This is a genomic window from Mesorhizobium sp. M0772 (assembly GCF_040320135.1).
Classification (GTDB): domain Bacteria; phylum Pseudomonadota; class Alphaproteobacteria; order Rhizobiales; family Rhizobiaceae; genus Mesorhizobium.
The window spans coordinates 79,666-97,885 of sequence record NZ_JAMYPB010000001.1 but is presented as its reverse complement, the minus strand read 5'-3'; the positions used below and the strand labels follow the sequence as shown (position 1 = coordinate 97,885).

General features: G+C 61.7%; 19 protein-coding genes and 1 tRNA gene. 11 read left to right on the top strand and 9 right to left on the bottom strand.

The features are described from left to right. Positions 1–48 precede the first annotated feature (48 nt). The 5 genes from NKI06_RS00450 to NKI06_RS00430 all read left to right on the top strand — a co-directional run bounded on the left by NKI06_RS00450 (position 49) and on the right by NKI06_RS00430 (position 4,147). A complete protein-coding gene (locus NKI06_RS00450; protein ID WP_023686192.1) occupies positions 49–810 on the top strand; it encodes a 3-hydroxyacyl-CoA dehydrogenase in 762 nt (253 codons plus the stop codon). Between the two features lie 6 nt (positions 811–816). Beyond that, entirely contained in the window at positions 817–1,983 is a 1,167-nt protein-coding gene (locus NKI06_RS00445; RefSeq protein ID WP_352838760.1) for a CaiB/BaiF CoA transferase family protein, read from the top strand. 35 nt (positions 1,984–2,018) lie between these two features. Further along, positions 2,019–2,789, top strand: a complete 771-nt coding sequence (locus NKI06_RS00440) for a HugZ family pyridoxamine 5'-phosphate oxidase (RefSeq protein WP_352838790.1) — start codon at positions 2,019–2,021, stop codon at positions 2,787–2,789. A gap of 153 nt (positions 2,790–2,942) precedes the next feature. After that, positions 2,943–3,281: an ArsR/SmtB family transcription factor gene (locus NKI06_RS00435; protein ID WP_023669951.1), complete on the top strand. Its 339-nt coding sequence runs from the start codon at positions 2,943–2,945 to the stop codon at positions 3,279–3,281. 71 nt (positions 3,282–3,352) lie between these two features. After that, the gene (locus NKI06_RS00430) at positions 3,353–4,147 is read left to right on the top strand and encodes a TrmH family RNA methyltransferase (protein WP_023683629.1); all 795 of its coding nucleotides are present in this window, start codon (positions 3,353–3,355) and stop codon (positions 4,145–4,147) included. Positions 4,148–4,185: 38 nt separating this feature from the next. Here the strand turns inward: NKI06_RS00430 and NKI06_RS00425 are convergent, their stop codons facing one another. Together NKI06_RS00425 and NKI06_RS00420 are read right to left on the bottom strand one after the other, a co-directional pair. Then, complete coding sequence (locus NKI06_RS00425; RefSeq protein WP_352983461.1) at positions 4,186–5,346, bottom strand: coiled-coil domain-containing protein; 1,161 nt, start codon at positions 5,344–5,346, stop codon at positions 4,186–4,188. A gap of 154 nt (positions 5,347–5,500) precedes the next feature. Continuing rightward, complete coding sequence (locus tag NKI06_RS00420) at positions 5,501–6,037, bottom strand: DUF1134 domain-containing protein (protein WP_245259859.1); 537 nt, start codon at positions 6,035–6,037, stop codon at positions 5,501–5,503. Positions 6,038–6,428: 391 nt separating this feature from the next. Between NKI06_RS00420 and chpT the strand changes: the two genes are divergently transcribed. Both chpT and NKI06_RS00410 read left to right on the top strand, forming a co-directional pair. Then, a complete protein-coding gene (gene chpT / locus NKI06_RS00415) occupies positions 6,429–7,058 on the top strand; it encodes a histidine phosphotransferase ChpT (RefSeq protein ID WP_023669947.1) in 630 nt (209 codons plus the stop codon). A gap of 244 nt (positions 7,059–7,302) precedes the next feature. After that, positions 7,303–7,671 carry a response regulator transcription factor gene (locus tag NKI06_RS00410; RefSeq protein WP_023669946.1) on the top strand — a complete coding sequence of 123 codons (369 nt, stop codon included), beginning with the start codon at positions 7,303–7,305 and terminating at the stop codon, positions 7,669–7,671. Between the two features lie 85 nt (positions 7,672–7,756). Here NKI06_RS00410 and ctrA read toward each other — a convergent pair whose 3' ends face one another. After that, the gene (ctrA, locus tag NKI06_RS00405; protein ID WP_006203583.1) at positions 7,757–8,452 is read right to left on the bottom strand and encodes a response regulator transcription factor CtrA; all 696 of its coding nucleotides are present in this window, start codon (positions 8,450–8,452) and stop codon (positions 7,757–7,759) included. A gap of 449 nt (positions 8,453–8,901) precedes the next feature. Between ctrA and NKI06_RS00400 the strand changes: the two genes are divergently transcribed. Further along, positions 8,902–9,279 carry a flagellar export protein FliJ gene (locus tag NKI06_RS00400; protein ID WP_023669945.1) on the top strand — a complete coding sequence of 126 codons (378 nt, stop codon included), beginning with the start codon at positions 8,902–8,904 and terminating at the stop codon, positions 9,277–9,279. A 119-nt stretch (positions 9,280–9,398) separates the two neighbouring features. Here NKI06_RS00400 and NKI06_RS00395 read toward each other — a convergent pair whose 3' ends face one another. After that, a complete protein-coding gene (locus NKI06_RS00395) occupies positions 9,399–9,644 on the bottom strand; it encodes a winged helix-turn-helix transcriptional regulator (RefSeq protein WP_352983459.1) in 246 nt (81 codons plus the stop codon). Positions 9,645–9,649: 5 nt separating this feature from the next. On the opposite strand from NKI06_RS00395, the gene NKI06_RS00390 reads away from it, so the two are divergent. Then, positions 9,650–10,423 carry an NADP-dependent oxidoreductase gene (locus tag NKI06_RS00390; RefSeq protein WP_352983456.1) on the top strand — a complete coding sequence of 258 codons (774 nt, stop codon included), beginning with the start codon at positions 9,650–9,652 and terminating at the stop codon, positions 10,421–10,423. 67 nt (positions 10,424–10,490) lie between these two features. Here the strand turns inward: NKI06_RS00390 and sciP are convergent, their stop codons facing one another. Continuing rightward, complete coding sequence (gene sciP, locus NKI06_RS00385; protein ID WP_013529904.1) at positions 10,491–10,766, bottom strand: CtrA inhibitor SciP; 276 nt, start codon at positions 10,764–10,766, stop codon at positions 10,491–10,493. A 257-nt stretch (positions 10,767–11,023) separates the two neighbouring features. Here sciP and mnmA point away from each other — a divergent pair, with 257 nt between their 5' ends. Next, complete coding sequence (gene mnmA / locus NKI06_RS00380; protein ID WP_352536598.1) at positions 11,024–12,214, top strand: tRNA 2-thiouridine(34) synthase MnmA; 1,191 nt, start codon at positions 11,024–11,026, stop codon at positions 12,212–12,214. Positions 12,215–12,278: 64 nt separating this feature from the next. Here mnmA and NKI06_RS00375 read toward each other — a convergent pair whose 3' ends face one another. After that, a complete protein-coding gene (locus NKI06_RS00375) occupies positions 12,279–13,238 on the bottom strand; it encodes a Gfo/Idh/MocA family protein (RefSeq protein ID WP_023669941.1) in 960 nt (319 codons plus the stop codon). Positions 13,239–13,473: 235 nt separating this feature from the next. Between NKI06_RS00375 and NKI06_RS00370 the strand changes: the two genes are divergently transcribed. Then, positions 13,474–13,550, top strand: a tRNA-Met gene (locus NKI06_RS00370). 311 nt (positions 13,551–13,861) lie between these two features. Here NKI06_RS00370 and NKI06_RS00365 read toward each other — a convergent pair. The 3 genes from NKI06_RS00365 to NKI06_RS00355 all read right to left on the bottom strand — a co-directional run bounded on the left by NKI06_RS00365 (position 13,862) and on the right by NKI06_RS00355 (position 18,215). Continuing rightward, positions 13,862–15,016 (bottom strand): GNAT family N-acetyltransferase, encoded by a 1,155-nt coding sequence (locus NKI06_RS00365; RefSeq protein ID WP_023699726.1) that lies wholly within the window; start codon positions 15,014–15,016, stop codon positions 13,862–13,864. Continuing rightward, positions 15,013–16,005, bottom strand: coding sequence for a sterol desaturase family protein (locus NKI06_RS00360; RefSeq protein ID WP_023747194.1), 993 nt, complete (start codon positions 16,003–16,005; stop codon positions 15,013–15,015). The genes NKI06_RS00365 and NKI06_RS00360 overlap by 4 nt, the downstream gene beginning before the upstream one ends. A 203-nt stretch (positions 16,006–16,208) precedes the next feature. Beyond that, positions 16,209–18,215: a heparinase II/III family protein gene (locus tag NKI06_RS00355; protein ID WP_352983452.1), complete on the bottom strand. Its 2,007-nt coding sequence runs from the start codon at positions 18,213–18,215 to the stop codon at positions 16,209–16,211. Positions 18,216–18,220: the final 5 nt, after the last annotated feature.

Sequence of the window (18,220 nt, the reverse complement as noted above, 5' to 3'; positions counted from 1 at the left end):
TGGCGGCGACCTCCGTAGCATGACCTGGAACAGCACGGAGCATGCAGCATGAACCCGAACGGCCAGATTGCGATCGTAACCGGCGGCGGCTCCGGCCTCGGCGAGGCAACCGCCCGCGCGCTGGCCGACAAGGGCGCGCGCGTCGCCATTTTCGATATCGGCATCGACCGGGCATCGAAGGTGGCGGGCGACATTGGCGGCGCCGCCATCCAGTGCGATGTGAGCAGCGCCGACAGCGGTGCGGCCGCGGTCGCCGAGGTGGAAAAGAGACTTGGGCCAGCGCGCATCCTGGTCAATTGCGCGGGCATTGCCATCGGCGTGAAGACGATCGGCAAGGATGGTCCACATCCGCTCGACCAGTACCGCAAGGTGATCGAGATCAATTTGATCGGCACCTTCAACATGATCCGCCTCGTCGCCGACCGTGCCGCCCAACTCGAACCGCTGCAGGGCGGCGAGCGCGGCGTCATCGTCAACACCGCGTCGGTGGCCGCCTATGATGGCCAGATCGGCCAGGCCGCCTATGCCGCATCCAAGGGCGGCGTCGTCGGCATGACGCTGCCGGTTGCCCGCGACCTGGCGCGCTCCGGCATTCGCGTCTGCACCATCGCGCCCGGCATCTTCAAGACGCCAATGATGGCCGGCATGCCGCAGGAGGTGCAGGATTCGCTCGGCGCGGCCGTGCCCTTCCCGTCCCGCCTCGGCGAGCCGTCCGAATATGCCGCGCTCGCCCTGCATATCGTCGAAAACCAGATGCTCAACGGCGAAACCATCCGCCTCGATGGGGCAATCCGCATGGCGCCGAAATAGACGGCCATGGCGGCCGGCGCAGTGAAGACCGGTCCGCTGGCCGGCCTGAAAGTCATCGAGATGGCTGGGCTCGGCCCGGTGCCGCTGGCGGGGCTGATGCTGTCGGACATGGGCGCCGAGGTGCTGCGCATCGAGCGCACCGGTTCGGACCAACCCCTGCTGCCGCTCTCCGATGCGCACAATCTCGACCGTCACGGCCGCTCCATCCTGCGCGTCGACCTCAAGCAGGCCAAAGGAACGGAACTGCTGCTGCGCCTTGCCGAAAAGGCCGATCTGTTTGTCGAAGGCTTTCGCCCCGGTGTGATGGAGCGGTTTGGTCTCGGCCCGGATGCTGCATTGGCGCGCAATCCGGCGCTGATTTACGGCCGCATGACCGGCTTCGGCCAGGACGGGCCGCTCGCAGGTCGCGCCGGCCACGACATCACCTACCTCGCCTATTCCGGTGTGTTGCATGCCATAGGCCGGGAGGAAGGCCGGCCGGTGCCGCCGCTGAATCTGATCGCCGACAATGGCGGCGGCGCCATGATGCTGATCGCCGGGGTGCTTGCAGCGCTGTTCGAGCGCTCGCGCTCCGGCAAAGGCCAGGTGATCGACGCGGCGATGGTCGAGGGCGCTTCGATGCTGGTGGCCCCCATACACGCCTTCATGTCGGCAGGTCTGTGGAGCGACCGGCGCGGCGCCAACCTGCTCGATTCCGGTGCGCCCTTCTACGACACCTATGAGACGGCGGACGCACGCCACGTTGCGGTCGGCTGCCTTGAGCCGCGCTTCTTCGCCGCATTCGCAAGGCTGCTGCCGCTCGGCGAGGATTTTGTCCGCGGCCAATACGACAAGGCGTTGTGGCCGGACATGCGCGCGGCCATTGCCGACCGGTTCCGGCAGAAGACACGCGACGACTGGGACGCGCTGTTTGCCGCAAGCGATGCCTGCGTGGCGCCGGTTCTGTCGCTGGCCGAAGCCAGGGATCATCCGCACAGCCGGGCGCGTCACGCATTTGTGAAGGCCGGTGCGCTCGAGCGCCCCGCGCCCGCGCCACGCTTCTCGGCCTCGCAGCCGGCGCTTGCCGGCATGTCTGAAGATGACGATCAGCTGCCCCAGACCGTGCTGGCGCGCTTCGGCTTTTCGACAGCCGAGATCAAAGCGCTTGTCAAAGCCGGCATGATTGGCCAATAACTGGATTTAGAAAATCAACTTACCTGGTGAGCATTTTGGACCAGCCGAAGAAGGACGTCATTCGCGCGACGGACGCCGAGGCGATCAGGCTGGCCGCAACGCTGATCCGCAGCGCCCGTTTCGGCGCCCTCGCGGTGATCGAGCCGTCGACCGGCGCACCGCTGGCCTCCAGGGTCGGAGTCGCCACCGACATCGATGGCACGCCTCTGATCCTTGTCTCGGCGCTGTCAGCCCATACCGGCGCCATCCTTGCCGAGCCGCGCTGCTCGCTGCTTGTCGGCGAACCCGGCAAGGGCGATCCGCTGGCGCATCCCAGGATAACGCTGGTCTGCCGGGCGCAGCCGCTGGAACGCGGGTCGAGCGCGCATGCCCGCGCCGAGCGGCGCTATCTCAACCGCAATCCCAAGGCAAAGCTCTATGCCGAGCTCGGCGATTTCTCGATCTTTCGGCTCGAGCCGGAGCGCGCCAGCCTGAATGGCGGCTTCGGCAAGGCCTACCTGCTCGACCGTGCCCATCTCATCACCGAGGGGCCGATCGTCGACGAGCTGGCAGCCAGCGAACAGTCCGGTCTCGACCACATGAATGCCGACCATCTCGACGCCATCGCCGTCTATGCCCATCATTTCGCCAGGGTTGAAGGTGATGGTTGGACCATCACCGGCTTCGATGCCGAGGGCATGGACCTGGCATCGGGCGACACCGTTTGCAGGGTCAATTTTCCGCAGCCATTGAAGAGCGCGCGCGACCTGCGGCCGGTTCTGGTCGACCTGGCCAAAGCCGGTCGTGCGCCAGCTACGCAAGGATAATCGTCATGAATCAAAAGCACGTCTTGAGATTTGGGCGAAATGATCTACGATTCAGGCGACGCTGAATCAGCAGCGTGATCCATAGCTGAATTATAGCAGCCAACGCTATTTGCCCCCATAGCGTTTGGATGAGCAGGAAAACATGGGGCATCGATGGTCTCGACCAAACTAATCGCCAATGCCGAATCGGCGGCGACATTTCTGACCCTTATGGGCAACGAAAAGCGGCTCTTGATCATGAGCTATCTGGCCGACGGTGAAATGTCGGTCGGCGCCATCGCCGAAAAGGTGATGCTCAGCCAGTCCGCTTTGTCGCAACATCTGGCCAAGCTCAGGGCGCTCGATCTTGTCGAGACCCGCCGCGACCGGCAGATGATCTACTATTCCTGCAAGTCCGAAGCCGTGCGCGAACTGTTGCGCATGCTGGACGGCATTTTCGGGATAGGCGACTTGTCCCAAATGGCAACGCGTCTGCGCCGCGCCGGGACTTGACCTGCGGGGCTTGACTGGCGGCTCCGATCGCTTCTTACCTCGCTGACGATTTTTCGCCGGCCGAGGTATTGATGGATCCGATCCAGATCGACGACGCGCGCGATCCGCGGGTCGCCGCCTATCTCGACATCCGCGAGCGCGATCTCACCGGCCGCCATGGCCGGTTCGTTGCCGAAGGCAAGGTGGTGCTGGACGTCCTGCTGTCAGCCGGACGCTTTGCTGCGGAGTCGGTCCTGGTCCTCGAAAACCGGCTGGCCGGGCTCGACGACATCCTGCGCAAGGCCCCTGCCGACCTGCCGGTCTACGTTGCGGCAAGCGCCGTCATGGACAGGATCGCCGGCTTCCACATGCATCGCGGTATATTGGCGATCGGCAGCAAGGGCACGCCACAGCCCGCCGAGGCCTTGCTCGACACCTTGCCTGCCGAAGCGTTGATCGTCGTTCTCATCGGCATCGCCAACCATGACAATATCGGATCGATCTTCCGCAATGCCGCCGCCTTCGGCGCCGATGCCGTCTTCGTCGACGCCACCTGTTGCGACCCACTGTATCGCAAGGCGATCCGCGTCTCCGTCGGCGCCGCGTTGAAGGTGCCCTTTGCGTCCTTCGGCGACACTGAAGCTTTCATCGCGAAGCTCGGCGAGTTGGGCTTCGGCCAGGTCGCTTTGTCGCCGCGTGGTGAGGCTGACATTCGCGATGCCGCGCGACCGAAACGACTGGCGCTCTATCTCGGTACCGAAGGCGAGGGCCTCCCGGAGAGCCTGCTTGCCCGCCTGCGGACGGTGCGGATCGCGATGTCGGAAGGGTTCGACAGCCTGAATGTTGCTGCCGCGTCAGCCATTGCGCTGCACCATTTTTCGCCCTGATAGGCGTAGTCAGGCAATTCCAAGCCGGGGCTTGAAACTCAGCTCGGCAAATCTGCCTTCTGCAACGCCCGGACGCGATCGGCCAGGCTGGTGGTTCCTGACCGCGTTTCCTGCGGCGCCGCCAGCGCCTTGGCGATCGGTGAATCAGGTCCTTCGAGCTTGGCCGTCAAATGGACGACCTCAGCCGCCAGATTGTTCATCTGTTCGCGCAAGGCAAAACCGGCATCATTGCCATTGCCGGGGCCATTCCCGGGCTTCGCGGATCCAGAACCGCCAAGCTCCGCCTTCATCCGCTTGTTTTCGCGGGCCAGCGTCGTCAGCCTGGCTTCGAGCCGCTCTCGGTCGCCTTCGAGCTTGGCGAGCGTCTTGTCCATGTCCTCGTTCCTGGCGCGGGCACTGTCTTGCGCACCAACCAGGCCAGCAGCCGCGGCGCCTCCCGCAGCCTCGCCCTTCACCCGTTCGCGAAGCCGGGCCAGTTCCTTTTCGCGGCGATCGAGCTTGTCCTCGCGATCGGCAAGCGTGGCGAGCAGGCGCTCGAGCTTTCTGTCGAGGTCGGCGGTTCTTTTCTTTTCGGCCTTCAAGGCATCGCGCGTGGCCTTGGCCTCGGTGACGACTTCCTGATGGCGCCTGTCGGCCTCCTTGCGCTGGCCGCGCAGCACTGAAATGTCGTTGGCAAGTTTTTCCAGCTCGGATTCGCGAGCCACCAGTTCGATCTGACGATTGCTGGAGGAGAAGGACGCGTCGTCGTACATATGCTCGAGCTTTTCCAGCTCGAGCGCGCGCTTTTCCATCGTGCGCTCTGTTTGTGCAAGCCTGTCAGACAGCTGTTGTATCTGCTGCTCGCGATGCAGGAGCAATTCGTTTTTTTCCCCGAGCTCCGAAAGCGCCTGCTTCTTGTCCTTGCGCTCGACCGCCAGGCCCTTCAGCGCCTCGCGGCAGCGATTGATTTCGACGAGTTGCTCATTCGCCTGCTCACGCAGCGTCTTGATGCTGATTTCGAGCCGGCGCGTCGTCATGGCGAACTCGGCCCGCAAGCTGTCCTTATCGGCCTGGATCTCGGCCAGCGTTCGCGGCACCGACGCCTCGACACGCTTGCGTGTCAGCACAACCGCCCGCCGCCAGATGGCCGGCGCGACCAGCAGCGCCAGAAAGCCTGCGCACAGAAAGCCGAGGGCGAAGAACAGGATCGACTGAACCAAGGTGACTACCCGTTACGGGCGGGCCGCTATCCGGCAACCGCCAAGTCTGGACTTTGCCATGTTCGCATGACGCAATCCAGCGCTGCGGCAAGGGTTTGCCGCAGCTGCACCGGGTCAGAATCTGTTGATCGGGTCGAAGTGTGGTCGGAATCGCTCAGAAAGGATTCCAGGTCGGCCTCTGCGTCAGCTTCAGATAGCCGAGATTAACGCCAAGCCGCGCGCCGACGCCGGTGCGGATCGGCACCAGCAGCACCCTGTTGTTCTGCAGCACGTTGAAGCCGACGCCGGCCACGACATAGGCCGAACCGGCAACGCCGCCGAACCGATTGTAGAGATTGCTGACGTCGTCGAGGTTATAGACGAGCATCATCACCCGCGATCCCTCGCCGCCGAAATCCCAGCCGAGCGAAGGCCCTTGCCAGAACACCTTATGGTCGCCGGCATTCTTGGTGTAGAGCGTGCCTTCGCCATAGGTCAGGCCGCCGATCAGCGCGCCGGAGCCCTCTTCGCCGAGCAGATAGCCATTGGGCAGGCCGTAGGAGGCAAAAATCTTCTCGACGACGGTTGCGAGACCGCCCGACGTCGCGCCGAAGAACTTGTGACCGGAATCGACGATCTCCTGAGCGGTGTATTCCTGTGCCCGCGACGCAGAGGTTGAGAAAGCGAGAGCGCCCATGAGGGCAATCGCCATGAAGAAGACGCGGACAAACGTCCGGTCGTAGAATCGGGAAACCATGCTTCCAATCTCCGTCAGGGAGCACCTTCGCCGACGCCTCGCACCCCGTCCGGCTCTTTAGGCGGCCGTTAAGGATGACTGTTACGGGCAAACTATGCCGTAATCCTTTTTCAACCATTAACCTCCCACATGAACATGGCGGTTCGAAGGCTGTTTCTGACTGTCTGCACGGGCTCCCATCCTGTGCAAAGATGCCGTTTTTCTCACAAGAATTGTGGATTGTTGCTGCACGCTCGGGCGCTGTGTATTCAGAATGCCTGGGGGGAGAGAGCGTGATTCGGGTGGTGAGCGTGGCTGTCGGCCGCGCGGCCACCAGGAAGTGAATTTTAGCAGGGATTTTTCGCCGATGGCTGAGCTTTTCTCTCTCTCCGCACCCGATCTCGCAGCCTTGTTGTGCAGCCGAGTCTGCCACGACATCATTTCGCCGGTCGGCGCCATCAACAACGGCCTCGAACTCCTGGACGAGGGCGGCGCCGACGAAGACGCCATGAAACTGATCCGGCAGAGCGCCAGAAACGCTTCGGCCCGCCTGCAATTCGCCCGCATCGCCTTCGGTGCCGCCGGTTCGGCGGGCATGATGATCGACACCGGCGATGCCGAGTCCGTCGCCATCGCCTTCCTGAAGAACGAGAAGCCGGAATTGATCTGGAACGGGGTTCGCGCCCTGCTGCCCAAGAACAAGGTCAAGCTGCTGCTCAATTTGCTGCTCGTCGCCAATGCCGCCATCCCGCGCGGTGGCAGATTGGTGGTCACGCTGGAAAACCTCGACACCGAGCCGCGCTTTGCGCTTGCCGCAAGCGGCCCGATGCTGCGCGTGCCGCCGAAATTCCTCGAACTCCATTCCGGCAACAAGCCCGAGGAGCCTATCGACGCCCATACCGTCCAGCCCTACTACACGCTGCTGCTGGCGCGTGAGGCCAACATGACGATCTCGATTCACGCGACCGCCGAAGAGATCGTGCTGTCCGCGGCCTGAGCGAAGCCGCTCGGCAGGACGTCCGAGCATCAAGAACAATCAAGTATCTTTTCCCGCTGATATTTGCGGCAATTCAGAACAGGCAAGTTTCATTGCCGGCAACGCCCCTGCCGAATGGGGCTGCAAACGACATGTTTGTAAAAACTTTACCTAACGGCTTTTCTGCTTCTTTACCAGATTGGCCTAGTGTGCATCCCGATACCCGGATGCCGCCGGTTCGCACCATGGCAAAGAGGACCCGGAAATGAAGCGCTGCATGTTTGTCGACGATTCGAGCGTCATCAGAAAGGTTGCAAAACGGATTCTTGGCGGCTCCGACATGGTGGTCATCGAAGCGGCAACTGGACTTGATGCTGTCGAGATGTGCGCTGCCGAGATGCCTGATGTGATTGTCGTCGACGGCGCCCTGCCGGACATGCAAGCGGTCGACGTCATTCGCCAGGTTCGCGCCATGGAGAGCACGATCAAACCGCAGATTCTGATCTCACTGGTCGAGGTCGATGTTGCCTCGATCATGAAGGCAAAGCGCGCCGGCGCCCAGGGTTATCTGTTGAAGCCGTTCAACCGGCCGCAACTGCTCGAACGATTTCGTACCTTGAAGGTTGCCGCCTGATTCGGCTCGTTTTGGGCCAAAAAGGACAGCAAAAAACCCGGCCTGAGCCGGGTTTTTTGCATTGGTTCAATCGGATGGTGTTCGCTCAGGCGCTGACGCGGATGTCTTCCGGCTCGCGCAGCACATAGCCGCGACCCCAGACCGTCTCGATGTAGTTCTGGCCACCGGATGCTGCGTCGAGCTTCTTGCGCAGCTTGCAAATGAAGACGTCGATGATCTTCAGTTCCGGTTCGTCCATGCCGCCATAAAGGTGGTTGAGGAACATTTCCTTGGTCAGCGTGGTGCCCTTGCGCAGCGAGAGCAACTCCAGCATCTGGTATTCCTTGCCGGTCAGATGCACGCGTTGACCGCCGACTTCGACGGTCTTGGCGTCGAGATTGACCACCAGGTCGCCGGTGGTGATGACCGACTGGGCATGGCCCTTGGAACGGCGCACGATGGCATGAATGCGGGCGACCAGCTCGTCCTTGTGGAACGGCTTGGTCATATAGTCGTCGGCGCCGAAGCCCAGGCCGCGCACCTTGTCCTCTATACCGGCCATGCCGGACAGGATCAGGATCGGCGTCTTCACCTTGGACAGGCGAAGTGTCCGCAAGACTTCGTAGCCGGACATATCGGGAAGGTTGAGGTCGAGAAGAATGATATCGTAATCATAAAGTTTACCGAGATCGACACCTTCTTCGCCGAGGTCGGTCGTGTAAACATTAAAACTTTCAGATTTGAGCATCAGCTCGATGCTCTGAGCGGTTGCACTGTCGTCTTCTATCAGCAGAACGCGCATTTCATTCCCCTTTTCTGCCGCCGGACCATGTCACGACCCATCCGGGACCGGAGCAGTGATTGCCTGAACAGAGGCTGCCATCGAATGGTTAACAAAACCTAATTCCGCACCAAGGACGGTACCAGATTTTTTAACCCCTTTCTACACCCTCTTGAATCTAATGATGAATCACAGAACCAAATCGCTAATGCAACACATTAATAAGTCGGACTAAGTGACTCAAGGGACTCGCTGGCCGGCTTCCGTATCGGGAGCCGGAATTTTTACCCGGCCTTAAGTCCTCGCCCTTATGATTAACAATGCGCGTAAACGAATGGTTACCGCCGGCAAAAAACTTTAGGGATTTGTTTCCCATAGTTCGGGGAATGCCGGTGGATACGGGCGACGCCAGGCCCTGGCGGGCGGATTGGACGATATGTGCAGGTGTGCGTTTCCGGGAGTACCGAATCATGAAGTCACGTGAAAACCTCGTTCGGCTGAAGCAGTTTCAGGTGAATGAGAAGCGGCGGCAGCTGCTGCAGCTCGACATGATGATCGCCGAGTTCGAGCGCATGGCCGTTGAACTGGAGCTTCAGATCACCGCCGAGGAGAAGAAGGCCGGCATCACCGACATCAATCATTTTGCCTATCCGACCTTCGCCAAGGCGGCGCGTCTGCGCCGTGATAACCTCAGAAACTCTCAAAGCGACCTGGCCCAGCAGCGAAGCGCTGCCGAATCATTACTCGGCGAAGCTGAAGCGGAGCTTTCCAAGGCCGAGATGCTGGAATCGCGCGACACCAAGATCCGCGACGCGGAACTCGGCGGTCGCAGCGCCATGATCGGCTGACGGCAGGGTTTTAACCCGACCGGCGCCGCCTGACGCCGCGCTTTGCTTTGCGTGTAGCGCGCCAAAAGGCTCCGGCGCTGCTGACCTGGCCGCAAGGCGGCCGCAGCTTCAGGCCCGTGTCAAATCCCGTCCTGGTTCGCCGCTGCCCTCGCCCGCGCTTGCTTGATGTCAGGCACATGCTCTTCCGACCAGGACCGTATCTGGGTGAGCAGCCCCGCCAGGTTCTGGCCAAGTTCGGTCAATTCATATTCGACCCGCGGCGGGATCACCGGAAAGATTTCGCGCCGCACCAGCCCGTCGCGCTCGAGGACGCGCAGGGTCTGCGTCAGCATTTTGGGTGTGATGCCTTCGAGCTTACGCGCCATATCCTTTGCTGGGCGAACCACCCTTCACTTTGGGCTGGGATATTTCAGGCACGGTCGAGGCGGTAGGCCCAGGCGTCGATGGCGGCCTCAAGGTCGGTGACGCCGTGTTCGGCATGCCGCATTTTCCCAAGCAGGCCGCGGCCTATGCGGAGCTCGCTGTCACCCCGGCCGATGAAATCGCACCGAAGCCGCAAGGCATTGACCACAATCATGCCGGCGCGCTGCCGCTGGCCGGTCTGACCGCCTGGCAAGGCCTTGTCCGCCATGGCGGCCTGAAGCGCGGCCAGCGCGTGTTGATCCATGCTGCGGCCGGCGGCGTCGGGCATCTGGCGGTGCAGATCGCCAAGGCGCACGGCGCTTATGTCATCGCCACCGCCAGCCCGAAGAAACTCGATTTCGTCCGCTCGCTCGGCGCCGATGAAGTGGTCGACTACACCAAGCGAGATTTCACCGCCGAGGTCAGCGACGTCGACCTGGTGCTGGAGCCGATGGGCGGCGACCATGCCGACCAATCGCTGACAGTCCTGAAGGGCGGTGGCGCCCTGGTGTCGCTGCTCAATGTCCACGACACCACCCGAGCCAAGGCTGCTGCGCGTGGGATCCGCGTCGAGCGCATGTCCGTCGTGCCCGACCGTGAAGGCCTCGTCGAACTTGGCAAACTGGTCGATGCGGGAAAGCTTGCGGTCCATGTGGCAAAGAGCTTTCCGCTCGCACAGGCGGGCGCCGCGCACGCCTTTCTCGCCACCAGGCCGATCGGCAAGGTGGTGCTGACGGTCTGAAGCAGCAGGCATTACCGACAGGCAAAAGGGCGCGGTTACCGCGCCCTTTTCTATTGTGGTCCTGGCTCTAGTGCCGGTATTGCTGGATGCGCGTCGTGCGCAGCCCGGCAAGGCCGTATTCGTCGATCGACGCTTGCCAGGACAGGAATTCCTCGGTGGTCAGCTTGTAGCGCTGGCATGCCTCGTCGAGGCTCAAAAGCCCGCCGCGCACCGCAGCAACCACTTCCGCCTTGCGCCGGATAACCCAGCGACGTGTATTCGTCGGCGGAAGATCGGCAATCGTAAGAGGGCTGCCGTCAGGCCCAATAACATATTTGACTCGCGGTCTAACAAGATCGGTCATCGTACTCTCTACTAAAAACTCAAAGACCCAATCCCCACCACATTACCGCCACAGCTTTAAAAATTGCCTAAGCGAACCCTAATGAGTAGGTAAGGATCATGAACGCCGCGTTAGTCTTTTCGTCGGCATTTGAGGCAACGGCGGGCAGGCGCGCAATTTTCCCGCAAAATCGGCACCGCCGCAAAGCTGGCGCCGCTGGTGTGGTTGACCTATATTCGCGCCACTGCCATTGAAGCGCCGCGCAGAACGAAAGAACCATGAACAGCCTCGACCTTCCCGCCAGCCCGCAAAACACCCGCATCGTCGTCGCCATGTCGGGCGGTGTGGATTCGTCTGTCGTTGCCGGCCTTTTGAAGCGCGAAGGCTATGATGTCGTCGGCGTCACGCTGCAGCTCTACGACCATGGCGCCGCAACGCACCGGGCCGGGTCGTGCTGCGCCGGCCAGGACATTGACGATGCCCGCCGCGTTTCCGAGACACTGGGCATTCCGCATTACGTGCTCGACTATGAGGAGCGCTTCCGTAAGGCGGTCATCGACCCGTTTGCCGAGAGCTATGTCGCCGGCGAAACGCCCATTCCGTGCGTCTCTTGCAATCAGACGGTGAAGTTCGCCGACCTTTTGGCCACCGCCAAGGACCTTGGCGCCGATGCGCTCGCCACCGGCCACTATATCCGCTCCGGGGCCAATGGCGCCCACCGCGCGCTATTCCGGCCCGTCGATGCCGACCGCGACCAGAGCTATTTCCTGTTTGCCACCACGCAGGCGCAGATCGACTATCTGCGCTTTCCGCTGGGTGGGTTGTCAAAGCCTGCGGTGCGGGCCATCGCCGAAGAAATGGGGCTGACCGTTGCCGCCAAGCAGGACAGTCAGGACATCTGCTTCGTGCCGCAGGGCAAATATTCCGACATCATCGCCAAGCTGAAGCCATCTGCCGCCAACCCAGGCGACATCGTCCATATCGACGGCCGCGTGCTCGGTCGCCATGACGGCATCCTGCGCTATACGATCGGCCAGCGCCGCGGCATCGGCATCGCCTCGGGCGAGCCGCTTTACGTCGTCCATCTCGACGCCGACCGGGCCCGTGTCATCGTCGGCCCGCGGGAGGCGCTGGAGACGCACAAGATCTATCTGCGCAACATGAACTGGCTGGGCGATCGCGCGCTGTCCGACATTCCGGTCGCCGGCATGGAGCTGTTCGCCAAGGTGCGCTCGACGCGGCCGCCGCGCCCGGCCGTGCTGCATCACCGCGCCGGCAGCACCTTTGTCGAACTGGTCGACGGCGAGTCCGGCATCGCGCCGGGACAGGCCTGCGTGCTCTATTCCGACGACGGCAACGAAGCCCGCGTCTTCGGCGGCGGCTTCATCGAGCGCTCCGAGCGCGGCGCCGAGGCCGAAGCCATGCTCAGCCGGCTCGCAGCCAGGCCGGCGCAGATTCCCGCAGAGTAAACACTACCCTCTCGGAGACAGTTTTAGTTTCCGTCTGCCTTCAGAGCAGGGTTTCGAAACGGTCTCAGGACTTTGTGTGCGTGACTGTACCCGCCGTCAGGATGCGCAGCACCCTGATGGCTTCCTCGCCGCTGGTGCGCGGCTCGGCCCGCGTCTCGATACACTGGATGAAGTGCTCGAGCTCGCGCGTCAGCGGCATCCCCTGGCCGACCGCGACATAGGACGGCTCGTTGGTGGTGAAGGCCCACTGGCCGCTGTCCTGCCACACCGCGTGGCGGTAGACGGCCAGCTTGCGCTCCCATGGCTCGACATCGTCGAACACCGCCATTGCCTTGGTGCCAACCACGGTCAGCCGCCGCTCGCGATAGGGGTTGAGCCGCGAGGTGAAGAGGTGGCTGCGCAAGCCATTGGGAAAACGCATGTGCAGATGCGCGAAATCGCTGAGATTGTCGAGGAGTGCCGCTCCCTCGCCCCTGACCTCGATCGGCTCGGTGCCGGTGATGGCCAGGATCATCGACAGATCGTGCGGCGCCAGATCCCACAGTGCGTCGTTCTCGGTGTGGAATTTGCCGAGGCCGAGCCGGTGCGAGTGGATGTAGCGAACCTCGCCGAGCTCGCCATTGTCGATCAGCGCCTTCAGCGTCTCGAAGGCGGGATGGAAGCGCAAGACATGGCCGACCATGAACACGCGGCCATTGTCCCTGGCCGCCTGCACGGCGCGCTCGGCGTCGGGCACGGTCAACGCAATCGGTTTTTCCACCAGCACGTCCTTGCCGGCCTCAGCGGCGCGCACGGCAAGATCGGCATGGAATTGCGGCGGCAGCGCCATGACGATGGCGTCGATATCATCACGCACGAACAGCTGGTCGGGCTCGATCGCCAGGCAGTCCTGCTCGCTGGCAAAGCCTTCGGCCCGCGCCCGATTGGCATCGGAAACCGCATGCAGCGCGCCGAGCGCCTTGAGGGTGCGGATGTGGTTGCTGCCCCAGTATCCGCAACCGAGGACTGCAATGCGCGGCTTCATCAGCTTCAAACTCTAATTTCTTGGCCGAGACATAGCGGCGTGCCCCGTCGAACTCAACCCCGGTGGCTTACCGGAGATGCCAGCCCGGCAAAGCTTTTACCGGCGACAATATGCCGGCGCCCTCGCGCATCGATGCTTGACAGGCTCGCCCTCCCAACCTTATATCCGCGCGACCTTGGCGAACGCCTCGAAACGCCTTGCGATTTAGGGCGGATTTCGGGCCTTTCGCCGCCCTGGCGGGGTAGCTCAGTTGGTTAGAGCACGGGAATCATAATCCTGGGGTCGGGGGTTCAAGTCCCTCTCCCGCTACCAGCCCACCTTAAGCTATTGAAATAATAGCAAAGACGCGGACCTATGGTAGGCGCCCTGTCCGAAAAAATCTTCAATGATTTTAGGACCTAGCCTGCTGCCATTGTGACGCCAACGAACGTGTTGCGACGCTTCGCAGACAACAAACTGCGCCTCGAGAGACTTGATTGCGAGAATTGGCTGAAATCTCGACCTGCGGACCCCATTCGGTCTCGATTCCGAGGCGCAATCGACGCGGATTTTCGAATGGCGCGCCCGTGTCGCCCGCCAACCCCCTGACGCTCGGCGGCTTCTGCCCGAGTTATCCAGCTAAATTAAGCAGTCTCATCGGGCGGGCGCTCTGGATTCGCCGACGCCAATCCGCGTGAGCGTACGCGGATCGTCTGACAGATACGATCAGCGAGAGAAGCGAGCGCGCCCTGCACAGTGCGTGCCCCGAGAACGGATTGGAGGGTAACGGCCTGTGTTGCAAACCTATGTTTGAAGGCCTCTCCGCCACAGAGGAAATCGACCAATCCCAAGCCGTGATCAAACGACCACTGTATATACTCCGTAATCAGGACCGCACCCGGCGACGCTCGGCTAAAATCAGGGTCGTAGGTGGTAACGAATGCCATCATGACGTTGTGCTGGACGATGTTGATGGAAACCGCGACCATCGCACCATTGCATTCAAGTACGAAAATGCGCAGCACACCGGCGCGTGACAGCGCGTCCACCAGGGCGGCAAGAACCGGCTCGCCCTCTTCGAAAAGGTCGGATTCACGCGTGTGCTTTTCCAGCCATCTGCGCTTCAGCGCCGACAGTCGCTCCAGCAATGGCTGCAGCGGCTCGTCGGCCGACAGGAGGCGGAATTTCACTTCGCCTGTTTCTTCCAGTATCTTGATGCCGCGCCGATAGTTCTGGCGCATCTTTTTCGACTGGTCCGCCAGCCACGCTGCTCCGCTGGCCCACTGTCCAGCGACGCGATAACTGACTTCCTCCCGGTGATTGGCGCGAAGCTTGACGCCGCTGGAAGAGCCCGGTGTAAAAATCCTGCGGGCTGCCGCATCCGGCGACAGACGATTGATAAAAGCAAGATCGAAGCCACCCGCCGAACAGATCCGGTTCCAGAGGTTCTGGAGGGCCGATAGGGAGCATTCCGGCGCGACAAGAATATCACCATAGTCCGTATAGCTATTGGCGGCCCATTCGAGGAGCCGAAGTCCTTTTCGTCTGCCGATCGCCAGGGGAATGACAGCGACCAGCCTGTCATCGCTCCATACCAGGCCGATCCGCAGCGAGCGCCGGTCGCGGTCACGCACGGTGCTCCACCATGCCGAAACCCAGGCATGGCTCTGAAAGATCAGTGCATGGGTACGATGCCATAGGTCTACCCATTCGGCTTCGATGGCGGCCAGGCGATCCGTCGAACTGACGATTTCCAGTCGCTCCGCACCAACAGCGTCAATCGAAGCCATTTTGTTCATGGTTGGAGACGGTCCTGCGGCCGCGCGACATCGATGCGCTTTTGAAAAAGTCGCATGATATGGTTTGCCATTTTCTTGAGCGGCAGCACGTAAAGTCCGAAAAGCGACTGATAGTCGCGTACGTCGCGATCTATCAGTCCAAACTTGAGGTCTTCGTCCGGATCCGGGATGAACTGCGTTCCGAATATGCGATCCCAGAATGAAAAAAGCAGCCCGAAATTCTTGTCGTAGTGGCGAGGGTCGACACTGTGATGCACCTGGTGCCAGTGCGGACACAAGATGACGCCGTTCAACCGGCCGAAGGAAATCTTCAGATGCGTGTGGCGAACAAAGTCCATCATGAGAATGTTGCGAATGACATAGACGTTGATGCCAAATATGGCGATCTCGACCGGATCAAGCGCAATCAGGCTCCACAAGCCGAAACTGATCCCCGGTATGACGCCGTCCCAGATCCGGTTCATCAGATCGTCCAGGGGGTGAACCCGGTCCTTGGTGATCCCAACCATCACTTCGGCCGAATGATGCACCTTGTGCAATTCCCACAGGAACGGGAAACGGTGCTGGGCAACGTGATATAGGTAGTAGGAGATATCGTAAGCAACGAGCATGGTTGCGGTGAAGAGGATGATCGTCACTGGGCCGGCGGGGCCGGGTATCAGCGGTTGCGAGATGCTGAAGAGCCAGCCGACTGCCTGGTTTGTTGCATATCCCGTGGCGGCAACGAAGGTGACACCGGCGGGAATGAGCAGGAAGGGCATCACCAGCCTTTTCGTGATCCAGAACAATGCGTCCGCTCGCGCCGATGGGTGCATGATGACTTCCGCGGGAAAGGCGAAGTCGAAAAAGTCCCGGAAGGATTTCTGTTCGACCGTTCGCCAGTAGGCGACCACCGCGCTCCCCAGCGCCGTGAGCAACAAGAGACCGAGTGTCAGCAGATCGATGTGTGAGAGTTTTTCCACGATCACTCTGGCGAATTCCGAAAACATCGATGCAGTGGCTCCTAGGTGGTGAAATGGTGATCCGGCTCGTCGCGAAGCACATATTGCCAGGCCCATCATATGCTGCCCGCAACTGTGTATCGGGATGCGACTGGCAGAACAATCATGGCCAAATTAGCAGATCAACGGTGTCAAAACCGCTAAATATCTGAACGTAATTAATGTCGAACGCTGCGCCTGCAACCTGCCCGTTATCGGGTCTGCGGCGGACTTGGCGCGAGCCGGATGACTACTCCCTTTTCGCCTACTTGGCCACGCCATGCGAGGCGTTCGGCTGGCTGCCTTGCACCAAAACGCGGCGAAACCCAGCCGCCCTGGCCCGGTGTGTCGCCGCCGGAACGGATGTGGATCGCTGCGTCTGGAAAGTGGATAGTCATCAAAGGTTCAGCGCCGCGCAATACCGTGACAATGTTTCCATCCCTGTTGGCGTGGAGGTCGGCGGCGAGTTGGAAGACGATCTCAGCGACGCGGCTGCCGCCGAGCAGTTGGTCGGTCACGAGGATGCCGTCGCCATCGCGTGTCACGGCGCGTTGATGCACAACGCCGAAGCGGCCTTTGTACCCGTCATGTCGGGCACACAGCCTCCAGTGCGGCCCCGGCTCGCTCTCCACCAATGTCGCAACCGCCTTGTGCGACCAGTTGAACGCCCCGGAGATGATGCTTTGGCTTTTACCCTCTAGGTTCAGCGTGTTGTGCGCCGGCGTCGAGCGGAACCAGTCGCGCCAGCCTCCCCCCGAACCATAGAGCCATGTGCCGGGGTCGACCAGCACCGGATCGCCGTCAATGCACAGGGTGAGCGACAGCGCGTCGGCATGACCGTGCGCTGCTATCGAAAGGTAGCCCAGCGGGCCGTGGTCGTATGTCAGATGGACGTTGCGACCATTCATCTCGCCGCGCCAGACGGAGAGCCCGCCTTGCGTGAATGTATGCAATCCATTCGGCACCGGCGCCGGCCGCGGTGGCGCGCCGAAGAAAAGCGCGCGAAAATCGCCAGGCTCCGGTGCGCTGCCCGGCATCCGTAGAAAACCATGGATGGCGGCCGCGACCGATCCGACATAATCGGTTTCGCCCCCCAGCGTGATCACGCGGCCTTCATCATTGTCGCCGAAGCCGCTGGCTTTCGGCGGGAGCCAGCCTGCGAAATTGGCGAAAGCGGCCAAACGCGCTTCGACGGGCTGGGGAAAAGGCAGTCCGGCCTGGCGCGCCGCCGCAGCGCACAGCAGGAAAAGTTCGGCACTGAAGGCGGCGTAGGTCGGGGTCTGCTCGGCCCCGGCGCCATCGGCCAGGATCTGTTTGAGCACCTCAGCCAGGAGCGACTCGCGAGCCACCTCGGCCCCGAAAGCCAGACCGATCAAATATTCGCCAGCCAATTCCGCGACGAGATGGTTGTTGGCGGACGAAAAACGGGAGGGAAACCGCGGCAGCCAATAGGCGCTTGCCGCCAGTATTTCACCGACTTTTTCTCGCGTCGCCGCGCCAAGCCGGTCGCCGACGAGGTCGAGCGTGACAATCAGGCTGATGGCTCGTAGCGCGACCTCGATGCCCGAGGCCCAGCCAACGCCCCGAAATGGTGGGTTGGCGAAATGCCAGCTCTCGATCGCCGCCTCGATGGCCGCACGGGATTGATCATCGCCGGTGAGAAGCAGATGGGCGGCCAGTGGCGGCAGTTGCTGCAGCCGGTTGATTTCCCAAACATATTTTACATCGCCACGGCCGGTGGCATGGCGAAAATCGATATCGAAAGTATGGGTCTTGGGGCCTGGCCAAAGCCGGCCGGTCACCGGATCAAGGCGCCAGAGCTCGGGTGGAAAGAGAGTATAGGGGTCTCGCTGTGGCCAGGTCTGCCCAAGTGCTGAAAACTGGCCTCGAAGAGTGTTTTGCGCAGCCGCCTCGATAGCTTGCCGCTGGGCTGGTGTCGCAGCGGCCGGCACAGCATTCCGCAATCCGTGCAGCACCGGGTGCAACTGCGGCGACGCATAGCGCTGCCAGCCGTTGTCGCGGCGGCGCGAAACGGTCCTCCGGCGCTGCTCGTCCAACCGATGCAATATCTCGGCCAACTCCATGCTGCGCAATCGGTTGAAATACCACCCGACCCTCATCCGCGCTCCGCCAAGATTTTGATCCTCATACACCATCCCGTCGAAAAAGCGTGTGGCGGCATCCTCTTTTCCGTTCCCGCGGTTAATATCTTCGGCCATGACGC